Here is a 14982-nt window from a genome sequence, read left to right as displayed (position 1 = left end):
CCGGACGTGCTCGACCCCGCGCTGCTGCGCCCGGGCCGCTTCGACCGCCAGATCGTGGTTCCGAATCCCGACGTTGCCGGCCGCGAGAAGATCCTGCGCGTCCATGTGCGCAAGGTCCCGATGGCGCCCGATGTCGATCTGAAGATCCTCGCCCGCGGCACGCCCGGCTTCTCGGGCGCGGACCTGATGAACCTCGTCAACGAGGCCGCGCTGCTGGCGGCTCGTCGCGGCAAGCGCATGGTCACCCATGCCGAATTCGAGGATGCCAAGGACAAGGTCATGATGGGCGCCGAGCGCAAATCCATGGCGATGTCCGAGGAGGAGAAGAAGCTCACCGCCTATCACGAGGCGGGCCACGCCATCGTCGGACTTTATGTCCCCGCTGGCGTTCCGGTCCACAAGGCGACGATCATCCCGCGCGGCCGCGCGCTGGGCATGGTCAAGTTCCTGCCCGAGGGCGATCGGTACTCGATGAAGTACAAGGAGTTCACCTCGCAGCTCGCCGTCGCCATGGGCGGGCGCGTGGCCGAAGAGATCACGTTCGGCAAGGAGAACATCACCTCCGGCGCCACCGGCGACATCCAGCAGGCGACCAAGATGGCCAAGGCCATGGTCACCCAGATGGGCTATTCCGACGAGCTCGGCATGGTGGCCTATGGCGACAACCAGGAAGAGGTGTTCCTGGGCATGTCGATGGGCCGCAGCCAGTCGCTGTCGGAATCCACCGCTCAGAAGATCGACGCCGAGGTGAAGCGCCTCGTCGACGAAGGCTATCGCGACGCCAAGGAGATCCTGACCAAGCATCACGCGGAGTTCGTGCAGGTCGCCGAGGCGTTGCTCGAATTCGAGACGCTCACGGGCGAGGAAATCCGCGATCTGATCGCCGGCAAGCGCCCCTCGCGCGATCTCGACGACACGCCGCATGCCCCGCGCGGCTCGGCCGTGCCGAGTGCCGGCAAAGGCCGCAAGCGCGACGAGCCCGATGCCGGGCTGGAGCCTCAGCCGCAGGCCTGAGGCGGTCGGAGCGGGTAAGGTTGAAGAGGGCGGTCGAAGGGCCGCCCTTTTTCGTGTCGCGCTGCACCGTCATTGCGTGGAGCGCAGCGACGAAGCAATCCAGGGAGACGTAGAGCGCTGCCACCCCTGGATTGCTTCGCGGAGCCTGTCCTTGGGCGCTCCGTAGGCAAGACCCGAGGGCTCGCAATGACGCGCAGCTGGATAGGGCGCTATCGGCCCGCTGTCACCCTCCGTCACAATTTGTGAGAAGGCGCTAACCGGTTTTCGCTATAGAACGCGGCGATCCGGGCATGATGCCTGCTGGAAGCACATCGGAATGACACGCAAATATTTCGGCACGGACGGCATTCGCGGGCGGGCCAACGGCGTCATCACGCCGGACCTCGCCCTGAAGGTCGGCCAGGCGACGGGGCTCGCCTTCGGACGAGGCGATCATCGCCACCGGGTGGTGATCGGCAAGGATACGCGGCTCTCCGGCTACATGATCGAATACGCCATGGTGGGCGGCTTCACCTCTGTGGGGATGGATGTGATGCTGCTCGGGCCGATGCCGACGCCGGCCGTGGCGATGCTCACGCGCTCGATGCGCGCCGATTTGGGCGTGATGATCTCGGCATCCCACAACGCCTATGAGGATAACGGCATCAAGCTGTTCGGCCCGGACGGCTACAAGCTGAACGACGATCTGGAGCGTGAGATCGAGGCGCTGATCGACGCCGATCTCAGCCCGCGGCTGTCCACCTCCCAGAATCTCGGCCGCGCCAAGCGCATCGACAGCGCGGCGGCCCGCTATGTCGAGTTCGCCAAGCGCACCATGCCGCGCAATATGAGCCTGGAAGGCCTGCGCATCGTGCTCGATTGCGCCAATGGCGCCGCCTACAAGGTCGCGCCGGAAGCGCTGTGGGAGCTGGGGGCCGAGGTCATCACCATCGGCGTGGACCCGGACGGCTTCAACATCAACCGCGATGTCGGCTCGACCCATCCGGCGACGCTGGTGAGCAAGGTTCGTGAGCTGCGCGCCGATATCGGCATTGCGCTGGATGGGGATGCCGATCGCGTCCTGATCGTCGACGAGCAGGGGCAGGTGGTGGATGGCGACCAGCTGATGGCGGTGATCGCCCGCTCATGGCTGGAGGATGGCCGGCTCTCCGCGCCGGGCATCGTCGCGACCGTGATGTCCAATCTCGGCCTGGAGCGCTATCTGGCCGGCCTCGGCCTTTCGCTGGCGCGCACCGCGGTGGGCGATCGCTATGTGCTGGAGCATATGCGCAGCCATGGCTTCAACCTCGGCGGCGAGCAGTCCGGCCACATCATCCTCTCGGATTTCGGCACCACCGGCGACGGGCTGGTGGCCGCGCTGCAGCTGCTGGCCGTGGTGAAGCGGATGGAGAAGCCCGTCTCCGAGGTCTGCCATTGCTTCGAGCCGCTGCCGCAGATCCTGAAGAATGTCCGCTACAAGGCCGGCAAGCCGCTGGAGCAGCAGCCGGTGCTGAGCGCCATCGAGGCCGCCAAGCAACTGCTCGGCGAGAGCGGGCGCCTCGTGATCCGTCCCTCGGGCACCGAGCCGGTGATCCGCGTCATGGCCGAGGGCGACGACCGGGTGCTGGTCGAGCGCGCGGTCGATGATGTGGTCGAGGCGGTGACGAAGGCGGCGGCCTGACTGCCAGGCCCCTCACACCACCGCGGTCAGCCCGCCATCGACCATGAGCAGATGGCCGTTGACGTAATCGGACGCCGCGGAAGACAGGAAGATCGCGGCGCCGATCAACTCCTTCGTCTCGCCCCAGCGGCCAGCAGGGGTGCGGTTGCAGAGCCAGCTCGAGAAGGCTTCGTCGGCCATCAGCGCGGCATTGAGCTCGGTCGCGAAATAACCCGGGCCGATGGCGTTGGACTGGATATTGTGCCTGCCGAGCTCGGCGGCGAGACCGCGCGTCATCATCTTCACGGCGCCCTTGGAGGCGGTGTAGGGGATGATCGTGGGACGGCCGAGCTCGCTCTGTACCGAGCCGATATTGACGATCTTGCCGCGCTTGCGCGGCACCATGCGCTTCGTCACCGCCTGCGTGACGTAGAAGACCGCGTGGAGATTGGTGTTCATCAGCTCGTGCCAGCCCTCGACCGGAAACTCGGTGATCGGCGCGCGCTTCTGCATGCCGGCATTGTTGATGAGGATGTCGATCGGGCCGATCTCGGCCTCGATCGCGGCGACGCCCGCTTCCACGGCCGGCTGGTCGGTGACATCGAAAGCCGCGACGGAGACCTTGCGGCCGGCCTTGGCCAAGCTCTCGCGGGCCTGCTCGAGCTTGGCTGCATTGCGGCCGTTCAGCACGACATGGGCGCCGGCCTCCGATAGGCCCTCCGCCATGGCGAGCCCGATGCCCTGGCCCGAGCCGGTGATCAGGGCGATCTTGCCTTCGAGGCTGAACAGCGACAGGGACATGGCGGGTTCCTCAGGAATGCCGTCTTGCGATGGCAGTTTGCGTTTGCGCTCGGTGGGGCGCCTTGGGTAAGCAGATTTCAATCGATTAGACAACGATGCGGCATTCGTCATTCCGCATCATGGGGAGGCCAGAACCATGCGTGCCGTCGTCATCCATTCCGAGAAGGATCTGCGCGTCGAGGCGACCCATGCGCCGGGGCTCGGGCCCCGCGATGTGCGCGTGCGGATCGAGGCCGGGGGCATCTGCGGTTCGGACCTGCACTACTATCTGCATGGCGGCTTCGGCACGATCCGGGTGCGCGAGCCGCTGATCCTCGGTCACGAGATCGCCGGACGGGTCGAGGCCGTGGGCGAGGAGGTCTCCCGCGTGAAGCCGGGCGACCGCGTCGCCGTCAATCCGAGCCGCGCCTGCGGGCATTGCCGCTATTGCCAGATGGGCCTGCAGCAGCATTGCACCGACATGCTGTTTTACGGCTCGGCGATGCGCTTTCCGCATGTGCAGGGCGGTTTCCGCGACGTGCTGGTCGTCGAGGAGGGGCAGGCGGTGAAGGTCGCGACCGGGGTCACCTCTTCGCAGGCGGCCTTCGCCGAGCCGCTGGCGGTGTGCCTGCACGCGGCCAAGCGGGCGGGCTCGCTGCTGGGAAAGCGGGTGCTGGTGACGGGTGCGGGGCCGATCGGTGCGCTGACGATCGTCGCGGCGAAGGCTGCGGGCGCGGCCGAGATCGTCGCGACCGATGTCGTGGACGGGCCGCTGCCGGTGGCACTCAAGATGGGCGCGAAGGCCGCGATCAACGTGATGGCGGAGCCGGATCGACTCAAGGAAGAATACGGGGCCGAGAAGGGCGCCTTCGACGTGATGTTCGAGGCCTCCGGCAACCAGCATGCGCTGACGGGGGCCTTCGACGTGGTTCGTTCCGGGGGCACCATCGTGCAGATCGGCAACGGCGGTCAGTTCACGCTGCCGATGAACGTCGTCGTAGCGAAGGAATTCGAGCTGCGCGGCTCGTTCCGCTTCCACGAGGAATTTGCCTGGGCTGTCGATATGATCGGCTCAGGCTCCATCGACCTGTCGCCGCTGCTGACCGCGACCGTGCCGGTGGACCGCGCCGTCGAGGCCTTCGACCTCGCCGCCGACAAGTCGAAGGCGATCAAGGTGCAGCTGGATTTCGCTTGAGGGCTGAGGTCTCATTCTCGGACGCCGCGCAGCGGTGACCCGAGAATCTCTTCACGCGAAGGCACCCAGGGGCTCAGGCATCCAGGGGCTCATGGCCTGAGATGCTCGGGTCAAGCCCGAGCATGACGGCTGCCACTCTCAGAACAGCCCCTCGATCTGCCCCTTCGCGTCGATATGGATGCGCTCGGCCGCCGGCTCGCGCGGCAGGCCGGGCATGGTCATGATGTCCCCGCAGATGGCGACGACGAAGCCGGCGCCGGCCGAGAGCCGCAATTCGCGGAGCGGCACGATGTGGCCCGAAGGAGCGCCGCGCAAAGAGGGGTCGGCCGAGAAGGAATACTGCGTCTTGGCGACGCAGATCGGCAGGTCGCCGAACCCGGCTAACTCGAGTTCGGCGAAGCGGGCTTCCAGCTTGGGCGAGACGGCGACGCCGCCGGCGCCGTAGATCTCGCGGGCGACGGTCTCAAGCTTTTCGCGCAGCGGCATCGCATCCGGGTAGAGCGGGGCGAAATCGGCCTCGCCACCATCGGCGATGGCGGCGACCTTGCGGGCCAGCTCCTCGGTGCCGGCACCGCCTTCTGCCCAGTGGCGGCAGATCACCGCCTCGACGCCGAGATGGCTGCGGCAGAAGGAGCGGATCAGTTCGTGCTCGGCGGGCGTGTCGCTGGTGAAGTTGTTGATCGCGACGATCGCCGGCACGCCGAATTTGCGGATATTGCCGACATGGCGGGCGAGGTTGGCGAGGCCCGCTTCCAGCGCCTTCAGATCCTCCTGCCCGAGCGCGTCCTTGGCCAGCCCGCCATGCATCTTCAGGGCGCGCACCGTGGCGACGACGACCGCCGCAGCCGGTTTCAGCCCGGCCTTGCGGCATTTGATGTCGAAGAACTTCTCGGCACCCAGATCGGCGCCGAAGCCGGCCTCGGTCACCACATAATCGGCGAGCTTGAGGGCGGCCTTGGTCGCGATCACCGAATTGCAGCCATGGGCGATGTTGGCAAAGGGGCCGCCATGGACGAAGGCCGGCGTGCCTTCCAGCGTCTGCACCAAATTCGGCATCAGAGCGTCCTTCAGCAGCACGCTCATGGCGCCGGTGGCCTTCAGATCGGCGGCGGTGGCCAGACGCCTGTCATAGGCGCGGCCGACGACGATGCGGCCCAGGCGGTCCTCCAGATCCGCGGCGTCCCTGGCCAGACAGAAGATCGCCATCACCTCCGAGGCGACGGTGATGTCGAAGCCGTCCTCGCGCGGGAAGCCGTTGCCCGCTCCGCCGAGCGAGGAGACGATGGAGCGCAGCGCGCGGTCGTTCATGTCGAGAACACGCCGCCAGGCGATGTGGCGGGCGTCGAGCCGCAGCCCGTTGCCCCAATAGATGTGATTGTCGACCAGGGCCGCGAGCAGGTTGTGGGCGCTGGTGATGGCGTGGAAATCGCCGGTGAAATGCAGGTTGATCTGCTCCATCGGCACGATCTGGGCATAGCCGCCACCGGCGGCGCCGCCCTTGATGCCGAAGCAGGGTCCGAGGGAGGGCTCGCGCAGGGCGATCATGGTCTTGCGGCCGACGCGGCGTAGACCATCGCCGAGGCCCACCGTGGTGGTCGTCTTGCCTTCGCCGGCCGGGGTGGGGCTGATCGCGGTGACTAGGATGAGCTTGCCGTCCGGCCTCTCGGAGAAGCCCGGCACCGCCGCGGTATCGACCTTCGCGATGACCTTGCCATAGGGGTGCAGCGCGGCGGCCGGCAGGCCCGCTTCCTCGGCTACATCGGCGATGGGGCGCAGCGTCGCGGCGCGGGCGATTTCGATGTCGGTCGGCATCCGTCCCTCGGGTGGTGTCAGGCACCGGCGCCGTCTGCGGGCGCGGCCGGGCGAGACACTGGCGGAAGGGCGCCGCCGCGCCAAGAGCTTTGGTGCCGCCGCCGGCCGCGATGCACAGGCGGAGGTGCCGCCTTTGGCGCGCAGCGGACGAAGACTTCCCGCAGGGCGCGCCATGTCTTTTGACAGAGGGCGGACCGGCTGGGGCTGCTAACCCTGCCGGGTCCGGTTGTCGGGCCCGCCTTGCCGAGCGAGCGGGCCGCCGGTTACGAAGGAGGCCGCTTCGCGACCGTTTCACCGGCGGTCGGCGGCACTCGGGGCATGGGGATGGATCGTCGTATCTGGCCGGCGGGAAATCATGGCGTCGCCACCCTGCTTCAGGGCTGGACCGGCGTCGAATGCCCGCTGGGCCCGCCCGCATCCTGGCCCCAGCGCCTGCGCGACGGCCTCGATCTGGTGCTGCCCTCGCCGGCGCCGATGGTGTTGCTCTGGGGCGAGCAGGCCCTGATGTTCTACAATGACGGCTATGCGGCGATCGCCGGCGCGCGCCATCCGACGATCCTGGGGATGAGCGCCTTCGAGGGCTGGCCCGAGGTCGCCGACTATAATCGCGAGGTGGTGAAGCGGGTCTTCGCCGGCGAGACCCTGTCCTATCGCGATCTGCCTTTCGTCCTCTACCGCAACGGACAGCCCGAGGAGGTCTGGCTGAACGTCGATTACAGCCCGCTCTTCGACGAGCAGGGCCGGACGGTCGCGGTCCTGGCCGTGCTGCACGAGACAACCGAGCGGGTGCAGACCGAGGAGCTGCTGCGCCGGCGCGAGCGGGAGCTGGCGCAGGTGCAGAAGATCGGACGGGTCGGCGGGCTGGAGGTCGATCTGCGCTCCGGCTTCCGCAACCGGCGCTCGCCGGAATACCTCGCCATCCACGGCCTGCCCGCCGATGCTGCGCATGAAACGCATGAATCCTGGGTGGCGCGGCTGCATCCCGAAGATCGCGAATGGGTGGAGCGCCATTTCCGCGAGGCGGTGGCCGGCACCGAGACCGACTACCACGCCGAGTACCGGATCGTCCGGCCTTCGGACGGGCAGGTGCGCTGGATCTCGGCGACTGCCCAGATCGAGCGCGACGCGCAAGGGCGGCCGCAGCGGCTGATCGGCGCCCATCGCGACATCACCGAGCGGCGCGAGGCTGAGGCGGACCAGCGCCTGCTGATGCAGGAGCTGGCGCACCGGGTGAAGAACACGATGGCGATGATCCAGGCCATCGCCTCGCAGACGCTGCGAAGCGCCGATTCGCTCGAAAGCGCCAATGCCGCTTTCACCGCTCGCCTCGGGGCGCTGGCGCGGGCACATGATCTGCTGGTGGCCGGCCCGCGCGCCGATGCCGACATCACCGACATCGTGCGCAGCATCGTCGGCATCCAGGGCGATGCGTCACGCTTCGAGATCGCGGGGCCTGCGCTCGTGCTGGGTCCGCGCGCGGCGCTGGCACTGACGCTCATCCTGCACGAGCTGACGACGAACGCGGTCAAATACGGCGCGCTCTCCAATGAGCGCGGGCGCGTGCTGGTGAACTGGCGAATCGACGAGATCGAGGGCCTGCGCCAGTTCCGCCTGCGCTGGCAGGAGACGGGCGGGCCGCCGGTGACGGCGCCCTCGCGAGCCGGCTTCGGCTCGCGGCTGATCGCGCGCTCCTTCCCCGGCGCGCGCGATGGCACCGCCAGCGCCTATCTGCCCGGCGGTCTCGTCTTCACGCTCGACGCGCCTTTCGAGGCACTGGCCGGCGGAGCGGATGAGGGCGGCTGATCCGGTCAGCCTTTCAGATGGGCGTTCTGCGGAAACAGGATCTTGCGAGCGGCCTCGTCGACCTCCGTCTTGAAGGCGGCGCTGTCCTTCAGCGCGAGCGCGCGCTGCGCGGCTGGCCTGGCGGAGATCTCGTCGGTGTGGCGCTTCACTTGCGGGAACATCGTCTCCCAGTTCTCGCCGACGGCGAAGGCGAGCCGCGTCGCCCAGCCCCACACCGCCATGTCGACGAGGGTATAGGTGTCGCCCAGCATGTAGCGCCGCGTCTTCAGGCGATCCTCGATCAGGCCCCAATGGCGCTCGGCCTCGCGGGCATAGCGGTTGATGGCATAGGGTATCTTCTCGGGCGCAAAGCGGCTGAAATGGACGTGCTGCCCGCAATAGGGGCCGACGCCGGTGGCGACGAACATCAGCCAGGACAGCATGTCGCCGCGCGCCTCCGGCGTGTCCGGCGGGAGGAACTGCCCCGTCTTTTCAGCGAGATAGAGCAGGATCGCGTTGGAATCGAAGATCTTGACATCGCCATCGGTCAACGCAGGCGTCTTGCCGTTCGGATTGATCGAGAGGAAGTCCGGCGCGAACTGCTCCCCCTTGCGCGTGTCCACCGGCACCAGCTCGTAGGGCAGGCCGGCCTCTTCCAGAAACAGTGCGACCTTCGCCGGGTTGGGCGAAGGGTGATAATAGAACCTGATCATGGCGGCCTCCCGCAATTCGGCGTCGTCTGGCTCGGGATGGGACCGCAGATCGCCCGGCGTCGCAATGGCGGCGCACGCATGGTGGCCGCGCTTCGCAGTCTCGTGATCTGGCACTCGCCTGGGACTTGCCCCACATGGTATCGGGGCAACCTCAGTCGCCCAGAAGCCGGAAGGTCACGTCTATGCCGCCCCGTCCCGTGATGCTGATGATTCTCGATGGCTGGGGCTGGAGCGAGGACAGCGCGAACAATGCCGTGCGCCTCGCCAAAACCCCGAATTTCGACCGGTTCTGGCAGAATTCGCCGCGCGCCTTCCTGAAGACCTCCGGGCTCGACGTCGGGCTGCCCGAGGGGCAGATGGGCAATTCGGAGGTGGGCCATCTCAATCTCGGCGCCGGCCGCGTCGTGATGCAGGATCTGCCGCGCATCAATCAGGCGATCGCGGACGGCTCGATCGCGCAGGCCATCGAGGCGAGCGGGCTCGTCGCGGCGCTGAAGGCCAGCGGCGGCGCCTGCCACCTGCTCGGGCTGGTCTCGCCCGGCGGCGTGCATGCCCATCAGGACCACGCCGTGGCTCTGGCGAAAATCGTGGCCGGGCAAGGCGTGCCGGTGAAGCTGCATGTCTTCACCGATGGGCGCGACACGCCGCCGCAATCGGCCGCCGATTATGTGAGGGCGTTCGAGGCGGCGCTGCCGCCCGGAGCGACGATCGCCAGCATCAGCGGCCGCTATTACGCGATGGACCGTGACAACCGCTGGGAGCGGGTGGAAAAGGCCTGGCGCGCGATGGTGCTGGGGCAGGGCGAGGCTTTCCCCGACGCCGCCTCGGCCATCGCCGCGGCCTATGCGGGCTCGATCACCGACGAATTCATCCTGCCCGCGGCCATCGGCGGCTTTGACGGGATGAAAGATGGCGACGGGCTGCTGAGCTTCAATTTCCGCTCCGATCGCATCCGCGAGATCCTGAACGCCGTGCTGGAGAGCGATTTCACCGGATTCGAGCGGCCGCGCGTGCCGAAGCTGGCGAAGGCCGTCAGCATGACCTCCTACAGTGCCGAGCTGGACAAGGTGATGCCGGCGCTGTTCGCGCCGCAGATGCTGGGCAATGGGCTCGGCGAGACGGTCTCGAAGGCGGGGCTGTCGCAGCTGCGCATGGCCGAGACGGAGAAATATCCGCACGTCACCTATTTCTTCAATGGCGGCGAGGAGACGCCCTTCGCCGGCGAGGACCGGCTGATGGTGCCCTCGCCCAAGGTCGCGACCTATGATCTGCAGCCGCAGATGTCGGCGCCGGAACTGACCGCCAAGGCCGTCGAGGCGATCGACAGCGGGCGCTACGATCTCGTCATCCTCAACTTCGCCAACACCGACATGGTCGGCCATACCGGCGTGCTTTCGGCCGCGATGGCCGCTGCCGAGGCGGTCGACGCCGGGCTCGGGGCTATCGCGGCGGCCGTCGAGCGGCAGGGCGGCGCGCTGCTGGTGACGGCCGATCACGGCAATGCCGAGCTGATGGTGGATCCGATCACCGGCAAGCCGCATACGGCGCACACCACCAATCCGGTGCCGCTGATGCTGATCGGCGGGCAGGCGAAGGCGCTGGCGGATGGACGGCTGGCCGATATCGCGCCGACGCTGCTGGCGTTGATGGGCGTCGCGCAGCCGGCCGAGATGACCGGCGCGTCGCTGCTGCGCTGAACCAGTTTGCCCAAATAAGAACGGCGCGGGCCGAGCCCGCGCCGTTCTTCGTTCCGTCAGCCTCGACCGAAATCTTTTCAGTATTTCCGGACCACCGGCGGCGGCGCGTAGGCAACCGGCTCCGGCGTGCCGCAGCAATTCGGGTCGTTGAAGTTCCAGCGCATGCCGATGCGGAAATCGTGGCTGTCGATGTCCTTGGCCTTGAGCGGAGCATAGCTCTCCGCCAGGAAGGCGTTCTGGATGCGGCCCGAGCGGGCATCGCCGAGATTGAGGTAGCGATAGCCGAATTCTAGCGTGAGGTTCTTGTTCACCTCGTAGCCGAAGCCGGCCATGAGCGCCCAGGCGAGACCGGTCTTGGTGCCGCTCTGGGCGGTGCCGAGCGACGGGGAGACCGGGCCGAACGGGTAATTCGAGAACACGATGCCCTGATCGGTCAGTCCGGAGATGGTGTTGCTGGCGAAGCCGATGCCGGCGCCGATATAGGGCGTCAGGCAGTTCCAGGTGCCGAGATCGACATAGCCGTTGAACAGCGTGACCAGCGAGGTCAGGTTGCCCTTGTAGGTGTTCGTCTGCGGACCGCCCGCGAAGGGGTTGTAGAGGGTGTCGCTGACGCCGATCGACGAAGAGCCGCGGTATTCACCCGTGATGTCCGCGCGGAACCAGTTGTTGAAGCGATAGCCGATGCCGACGCCGCCGAAGAAGGCGGCGTTGCTCTTGGCGGCGCCGAAGAAGGAACCGCCATACTGGGCGACGTCGTCCTGCTGATACTTGCCGACGCTTTGGGAGCCGACGCCGATGTCGCCGCGCAGATAGACGCCCGAGGAAATCGTGCCCTTGAGCCCGAGCGGCTCCGGCGGCGGGGGAGGCGGGGCGTAGGCGAGGTCTGCGGCCTGGGCCGCTGCGGATGCGCCGAGAGCCAGGGCTCCCGCAAGCGCAAGAGATTTCAGGCTGCCCATGGCAGTGTCCTTCGCGTTTGCGCGGCGCAGAAGAACGCAAGCCCGCGCGAGTTACCAACGCCAGGACGGTGGCAGGAATTTCCTAACCGACACTTAACCTTAACCGCTAACCTTACTGCTTGTTGAAGCCCGGCTTCTCGGGCCGTTCCGCGCCGATCGTCGCGGTGGCGCGATCACCGCGCGCCCGGCGGGCGAGGGCCTCGAACTCCTGACGGATCTCCTCGATCTTGTCGGCGTCAAGTTCCTCCAGATCGAGCAGTTCGTTGCGCGCGCCCGCGATGCGGTTGATCAGCTCGTCGAGCTTGATCTGCATCGCGGCCGTGTCTCGGTTCTGGCTGTTCTGGATGATGAAGACCATCAGGAAGGTAACGATGGTCGTCGAGGTGTTGATCACCAGCTGCCAGGTGTCGTTGAAGCCAAAGATCGGCCCCGACAATCCCCATATCACGATGAGCCCGGCTGCGCCGACGAAGGTCTGCGGCTTGCCGGCCCATTGCGAGACGCGCTGGGACAGGCGGGTGAACAGCGACCGGTCGCTCTGCGGCAACCTTCGCTTGGCCATGGCGTCTCTCCGGATCATGGGCTCCCGGCCCATAACCGGAAGCTGGCAAGGTCGTTCCGGAGCGCCGCCATTCGTGCGAATGCGCACAGCGCTCCGTCGCCGGCCGCCCCTCAGCCTGCCAGCCGTTGAGCGTGCCAGGCGATGTGCTGGGCCATGAAGGTCGAGACGAAATTATAGGAGTGGTCGTAGCCGTCCCGCAGATTGAGCTGCAGGGGGATGCCGGCGGTCGCGCAGGCGAGTTCCAGCAGTTGCGGGCGAAGGCCTTCCTCGAGAAAGCCGTCTGCCGTGCCCTGATCGACGAGAAGCTCGTCCAGCCGGTGCCCGTCCGCGATCAGCAGGGTGGAATCATAGGCACGCCAGGCGGATTCGTCGGTGCCGAGATATTTTTCGAAGGCCGGTCGCGACCAGCCCGCGGTCGAGGGCTGGCTGATCGGTGCGAAGGCGGAGACCGAGGCGAAGCGGCCCGGATTCTTCAGCGCGAGCGTGATCGCGCCATGCCCGCCCATGGAATGGCCGAAAATGCCCTGGCGGCTCATGTCCAGCGCGAAATGCCGGGCGACCAGCGCCGGCAATTCATCGCGCACATAGCTCTCCATGCGGTAGTTCTTCGCATAGGGCTCCTGCGTCGCGTCGAGATAGAAGCCGGCGCCGCAGCCGAACTGCCAGTTCTCCGGCTCGTCCGGCACGCCTTCGCCCCGCGGGGAGGTGTCCGGGCAGATCACCGCGATGCCGTTCGCGGCGGCGGCGGCCCGGTACTCGCCCTTGTCCATGACGTTCTGGTGCGAGCAGGTGAGGCCCGACAGATACCACAGCACCGGCACCGGGCCTTCCTCCGCCTGGGGCGGCAGGAAGATGGCGAAGGTCATCGGGCAGGCGGTCGTCTCGCTCTGGTGGCGGTAGACGCGCTGCGAACCGCCGAAGGCCTTCGAGGAGGAGAGGAGTTCCATAAGCCGTCCTTTTGCTTCTTGCTCGGCGCTGAACGCACCCCCACCGTCATCCCGGATCGGCGCGGCTGACGCCGCTTGTCCGGGACGACGCTGGGTTTCAGTGGCTCATGGATAAGGCCAGAGCGCGGCGGCTTCAGTAGACCACGACGCTGCGGATCGACTTGCCCTCATGCATCAGGTCGAAGCCGTGGTTGATCTCGTCGAGGCTGAGCTTGTGGGTGATCAGATCGTCGATGTTGATCTTGCCCTCCATGTACCAGTCGACGATCTTCGGCACGTCGGTGCGCCCGCGCGCGCCGCCGAAGGCGGTGCCCTTCCAGACGCGGCCGGTGACGAGCTGGAAGGGACGGGTGGAGATTTCCTTGCCGGCCTCGGCGACGCCGATGATGATCGACTCGCCCCAGCCGCGATGGCAGCACTCCAGCGCCTGGCGCATGACGTTGGTGTTGCCGGTCGCGTCGAAGGAGAAGTCGGCGCCACCGCCGGTCAGATCGACGATGGCCTGCACGACCTTGTCGTTGCCAACCTCCTTGGGGTTGATGAAGTCGGTCATGCCGAATTTGCGCGCCATCTCCTGCTTGGACGGGTTGATGTCGACGCCGATGATCTTGTCGGCACCGACCATGCGGGCGCCCTGGATGACGTTGAGGCCGATGCCGCCGAGCCCGAACACGACGACATTCGCGCCCGGCCAGACCTTTGCGGTGTAGATCACCGCGCCGATGCCGGTGGTGACGCCGCAGCCGATATAGCAGATCTTGTCGAAGGGGGCGTCCTCGCGGACCTTGGCGAGCGCTATCTCCGGCAGCACGGTGAAGTTGGCGAAGGTCGAGCAGCCCATGTAATGGAAGATCTCGCCGCTGTCGCAGGAGAAGCGGGTGGTGCGGTCCGGCATCAGGCCCTGGCCCTGCGTGGCGCGGATCGATGTGCAGAGATTCGAGCGCTGCGACAGGCAGGTTTTGCACTGGCGGCATTCGGGCGTGTAAAGCGGAATGACGTGGTCGCCGGGCTTCAGCGTCGTCACGCCGGCGCCAACCTCGCGCACGATGCCCGCGCCCTCATGGCCGAGAATGGCCGGGAACTTGCCCTCCGAATCGAGGCCGGACAGCGTGTAGGCGTCGGTGTGGCAGATGCCGGTGGCCATCACCTCGACGAGAACCTCGCCGGCCTTCGGCCCGCCGATCTCGATGGTCTCGATGGTGAGCGGCTTGCCGGCCTCCCAGGCGACGGCGGCGCGGGTCTTCATCGGGTGGTTCCTTCCTCGGTTCCGGGAGCGGTTATTTCAGGTAGGGCCGGATCACGCGCATGATCTCGGCGATCTCGGGAGCCTCTGTGGCGGGGGGCGACGCATCCCCGGCATGGTCGCCGCAACCCTGACCCAGCATCGTTTCGCGCAGATGACTTTCCAGCACCTCGGCCATCAGGCCGGTGGCGGCACCGCGCAGGGCCGAGAGCTGCTGGAGCAGGGCGCCGCAGGGCTCACCGCGTTCGACAGCGAGAATCAGCGCATCGGCCTGCCCACGGATACGGCGCAGGCGCGTGACGGCGCGCTTCTTCTCTTCCGGCGTATGGGGCATGGGGCTCCGGCTCCGAACGGGCCGGACGCTAGGATACTGTGGGGGAGTATGTCAATGCGCCGGCTGGGCTGCCGCCTGTCCGCGTCCTGACGTCAAAGCGAGAAGGGCGGCAGCCTCGCGGCTGCCGCCCTTCTCGCTTTCGTCGCTTCGCCTTATGAGGTCAGAAGCTGTAGCCGGCCTTCACCTTCAGCACATGGCGGCTGAAATTGGTGAGATCGAGATCCCCGGGCTGGCCCTTGGCCTTGCCGTAGACCTGGATGTTGTAGGCCGCCGAGAGCGCCCATTCCTTGCTGGCCTGCCAGAACACG

13 protein-coding genes are annotated in these 14982 nt (G+C 67.1%); 5 read left to right on the top strand and 8 right to left on the bottom strand.

The genetic code is table 11. The annotated features are described in order from the left end of the window. Positions 1-1014 (top strand): ATP-dependent metallopeptidase FtsH/Yme1/Tma family protein (locus tag ACOJTB_RS13735; RefSeq protein ID WP_420103091.1); only part of this gene is annotated, 1014 nt, incomplete at its 5' end. Between the two features lie 316 nt (positions 1015-1330). Next, the gene (glmM, locus tag ACOJTB_RS13730; protein ID WP_420103090.1) at positions 1331-2674 is read left to right on the top strand and encodes a phosphoglucosamine mutase; all 1344 of its coding nucleotides are present in this window, start codon (positions 1331-1333) and stop codon (positions 2672-2674) included. 12 nt (positions 2675-2686) lie between these two features. Here the strand turns inward: glmM and ACOJTB_RS13725 are convergent, their stop codons facing one another. Beyond that, a complete protein-coding gene (locus ACOJTB_RS13725; protein WP_420103089.1) occupies positions 2687-3454 on the bottom strand; it encodes an SDR family NAD(P)-dependent oxidoreductase in 768 nt (255 codons plus the stop codon). A gap of 136 nt (positions 3455-3590) precedes the next feature. Between ACOJTB_RS13725 and ACOJTB_RS13720 the strand changes: the two genes are divergently transcribed. After that, the gene (locus tag ACOJTB_RS13720; protein WP_420103088.1) at positions 3591-4628 is read left to right on the top strand and encodes an L-idonate 5-dehydrogenase; all 1038 of its coding nucleotides are present in this window, start codon (positions 3591-3593) and stop codon (positions 4626-4628) included. Positions 4629-4766: 138 nt separating this feature from the next. On the opposite strand, the gene ACOJTB_RS13715 is transcribed toward ACOJTB_RS13720, so the two are convergent. Next, positions 4767-6440, bottom strand: a complete 1674-nt coding sequence (locus tag ACOJTB_RS13715; RefSeq protein ID WP_420103087.1) for a formate--tetrahydrofolate ligase — start codon at positions 6438-6440, stop codon at positions 4767-4769. Positions 6441-6764: 324 nt separating this feature from the next. Between ACOJTB_RS13715 and ACOJTB_RS13710 the strand changes: the two genes are divergently transcribed. After that, a complete protein-coding gene (locus tag ACOJTB_RS13710) occupies positions 6765-8243 on the top strand; it encodes a sensor histidine kinase (protein WP_420103086.1) in 1479 nt (492 codons plus the stop codon). A gap of 5 nt (positions 8244-8248) precedes the next feature. Here ACOJTB_RS13710 and ACOJTB_RS13705 read toward each other — a convergent pair whose 3' ends face one another. Further along, positions 8249-8935 (bottom strand): glutathione S-transferase family protein, encoded by a 687-nt coding sequence (locus ACOJTB_RS13705; RefSeq protein ID WP_420103085.1) that lies wholly within the window; start codon positions 8933-8935, stop codon positions 8249-8251. A gap of 182 nt (positions 8936-9117) precedes the next feature. Here ACOJTB_RS13705 and gpmI point away from each other — a divergent pair, with 182 nt between their 5' ends. Then, a complete protein-coding gene (gpmI, locus tag ACOJTB_RS13700) occupies positions 9118-10632 on the top strand; it encodes a 2,3-bisphosphoglycerate-independent phosphoglycerate mutase (RefSeq protein ID WP_420103084.1) in 1515 nt (504 codons plus the stop codon). Positions 10633-10709: 77 nt separating this feature from the next. Here the strand turns inward: gpmI and ACOJTB_RS13695 are convergent, their stop codons facing one another. The 5 genes from ACOJTB_RS13695 to ACOJTB_RS13675 all read right to left on the bottom strand — a co-directional run bounded on the left by ACOJTB_RS13695 (position 10710) and on the right by ACOJTB_RS13675 (position 14674). After that, positions 10710-11588: an outer membrane protein gene (locus ACOJTB_RS13695; RefSeq protein WP_420103083.1), complete on the bottom strand. Its 879-nt coding sequence runs from the start codon at positions 11586-11588 to the stop codon at positions 10710-10712. Positions 11589-11700: 112 nt separating this feature from the next. Next, on the bottom strand, positions 11701-12150 hold the full coding sequence (locus tag ACOJTB_RS13690; protein ID WP_420103082.1) for a low affinity iron permease family protein: 450 nt from the start codon (positions 12148-12150) through the stop codon (positions 11701-11703). A gap of 110 nt (positions 12151-12260) precedes the next feature. Continuing rightward, positions 12261-13097 carry an S-formylglutathione hydrolase gene (fghA, locus tag ACOJTB_RS13685; RefSeq protein ID WP_420103081.1) on the bottom strand — a complete coding sequence of 279 codons (837 nt, stop codon included), beginning with the start codon at positions 13095-13097 and terminating at the stop codon, positions 12261-12263. Between the two features lie 133 nt (positions 13098-13230). Further along, positions 13231-14343 (bottom strand): S-(hydroxymethyl)glutathione dehydrogenase/class III alcohol dehydrogenase, encoded by a 1113-nt coding sequence (locus tag ACOJTB_RS13680; RefSeq protein ID WP_420103080.1) that lies wholly within the window; start codon positions 14341-14343, stop codon positions 13231-13233. Positions 14344-14374: 31 nt separating this feature from the next. Further along, a complete protein-coding gene (locus ACOJTB_RS13675) occupies positions 14375-14674 on the bottom strand; it encodes a metal/formaldehyde-sensitive transcriptional repressor (RefSeq protein WP_420103079.1) in 300 nt (99 codons plus the stop codon). Between the last annotated feature and the right edge of the window lie 308 nt (positions 14675-14982).

It is taken from the genome of Allobosea sp., from assembly GCF_048595345.1.
Taxonomy (GTDB): Bacteria; Pseudomonadota; Alphaproteobacteria; order Rhizobiales; family Beijerinckiaceae; genus Allobosea.
This window is presented reverse-complemented; position numbering and strand designations above follow the sequence as displayed.

Excerpts from the sequence above, each read along its gene's own strand:
- glmM (WP_420103090.1), top strand. The coding sequence starts at position 1,331 with ATGACACGCAAATATTTCGGCACGGACGGCATTCGCGGGCGGGCCAAC.
- ACOJTB_RS13725 (WP_420103089.1), bottom strand. The coding sequence starts at position 3,454 with ATGTCCCTGTCGCTGTTCAGCCTCGAAGGCAAGATCGCCCTGATCACC.
- ACOJTB_RS13720 (WP_420103088.1), top strand. The coding sequence starts at position 3,591 with ATGCGTGCCGTCGTCATCCATTCCGAGAAGGATCTGCGCGTCGAGGCG.
- ACOJTB_RS13715 (WP_420103087.1), bottom strand. The coding sequence starts at position 6,440 with ATGCCGACCGACATCGAAATCGCCCGCGCCGCGACGCTGCGCCCCATC.
- ACOJTB_RS13710 (WP_420103086.1), top strand. The coding sequence starts at position 6,765 with ATGGATCGTCGTATCTGGCCGGCGGGAAATCATGGCGTCGCCACCCTG.
- ACOJTB_RS13705 (WP_420103085.1), bottom strand. The coding sequence starts at position 8,935 with ATGATCAGGTTCTATTATCACCCTTCGCCCAACCCGGCGAAGGTCGCA.
- gpmI (WP_420103084.1), top strand. The coding sequence starts at position 9,118 with ATGCCGCCCCGTCCCGTGATGCTGATGATTCTCGATGGCTGGGGCTGG.
- ACOJTB_RS13695 (WP_420103083.1), bottom strand. The coding sequence starts at position 11,588 with ATGGGCAGCCTGAAATCTCTTGCGCTTGCGGGAGCCCTGGCTCTCGGC.
- ACOJTB_RS13690 (WP_420103082.1), bottom strand. The coding sequence starts at position 12,150 with ATGGCCAAGCGAAGGTTGCCGCAGAGCGACCGGTCGCTGTTCACCCGC.
- fghA (WP_420103081.1), bottom strand. The coding sequence starts at position 13,097 with ATGGAACTCCTCTCCTCCTCGAAGGCCTTCGGCGGTTCGCAGCGCGTC.
- ACOJTB_RS13680 (WP_420103080.1), bottom strand. The coding sequence starts at position 14,343 with ATGAAGACCCGCGCCGCCGTCGCCTGGGAGGCCGGCAAGCCGCTCACC.
- ACOJTB_RS13675 (WP_420103079.1), bottom strand. The coding sequence starts at position 14,674 with ATGCCCCATACGCCGGAAGAGAAGAAGCGCGCCGTCACGCGCCTGCGC.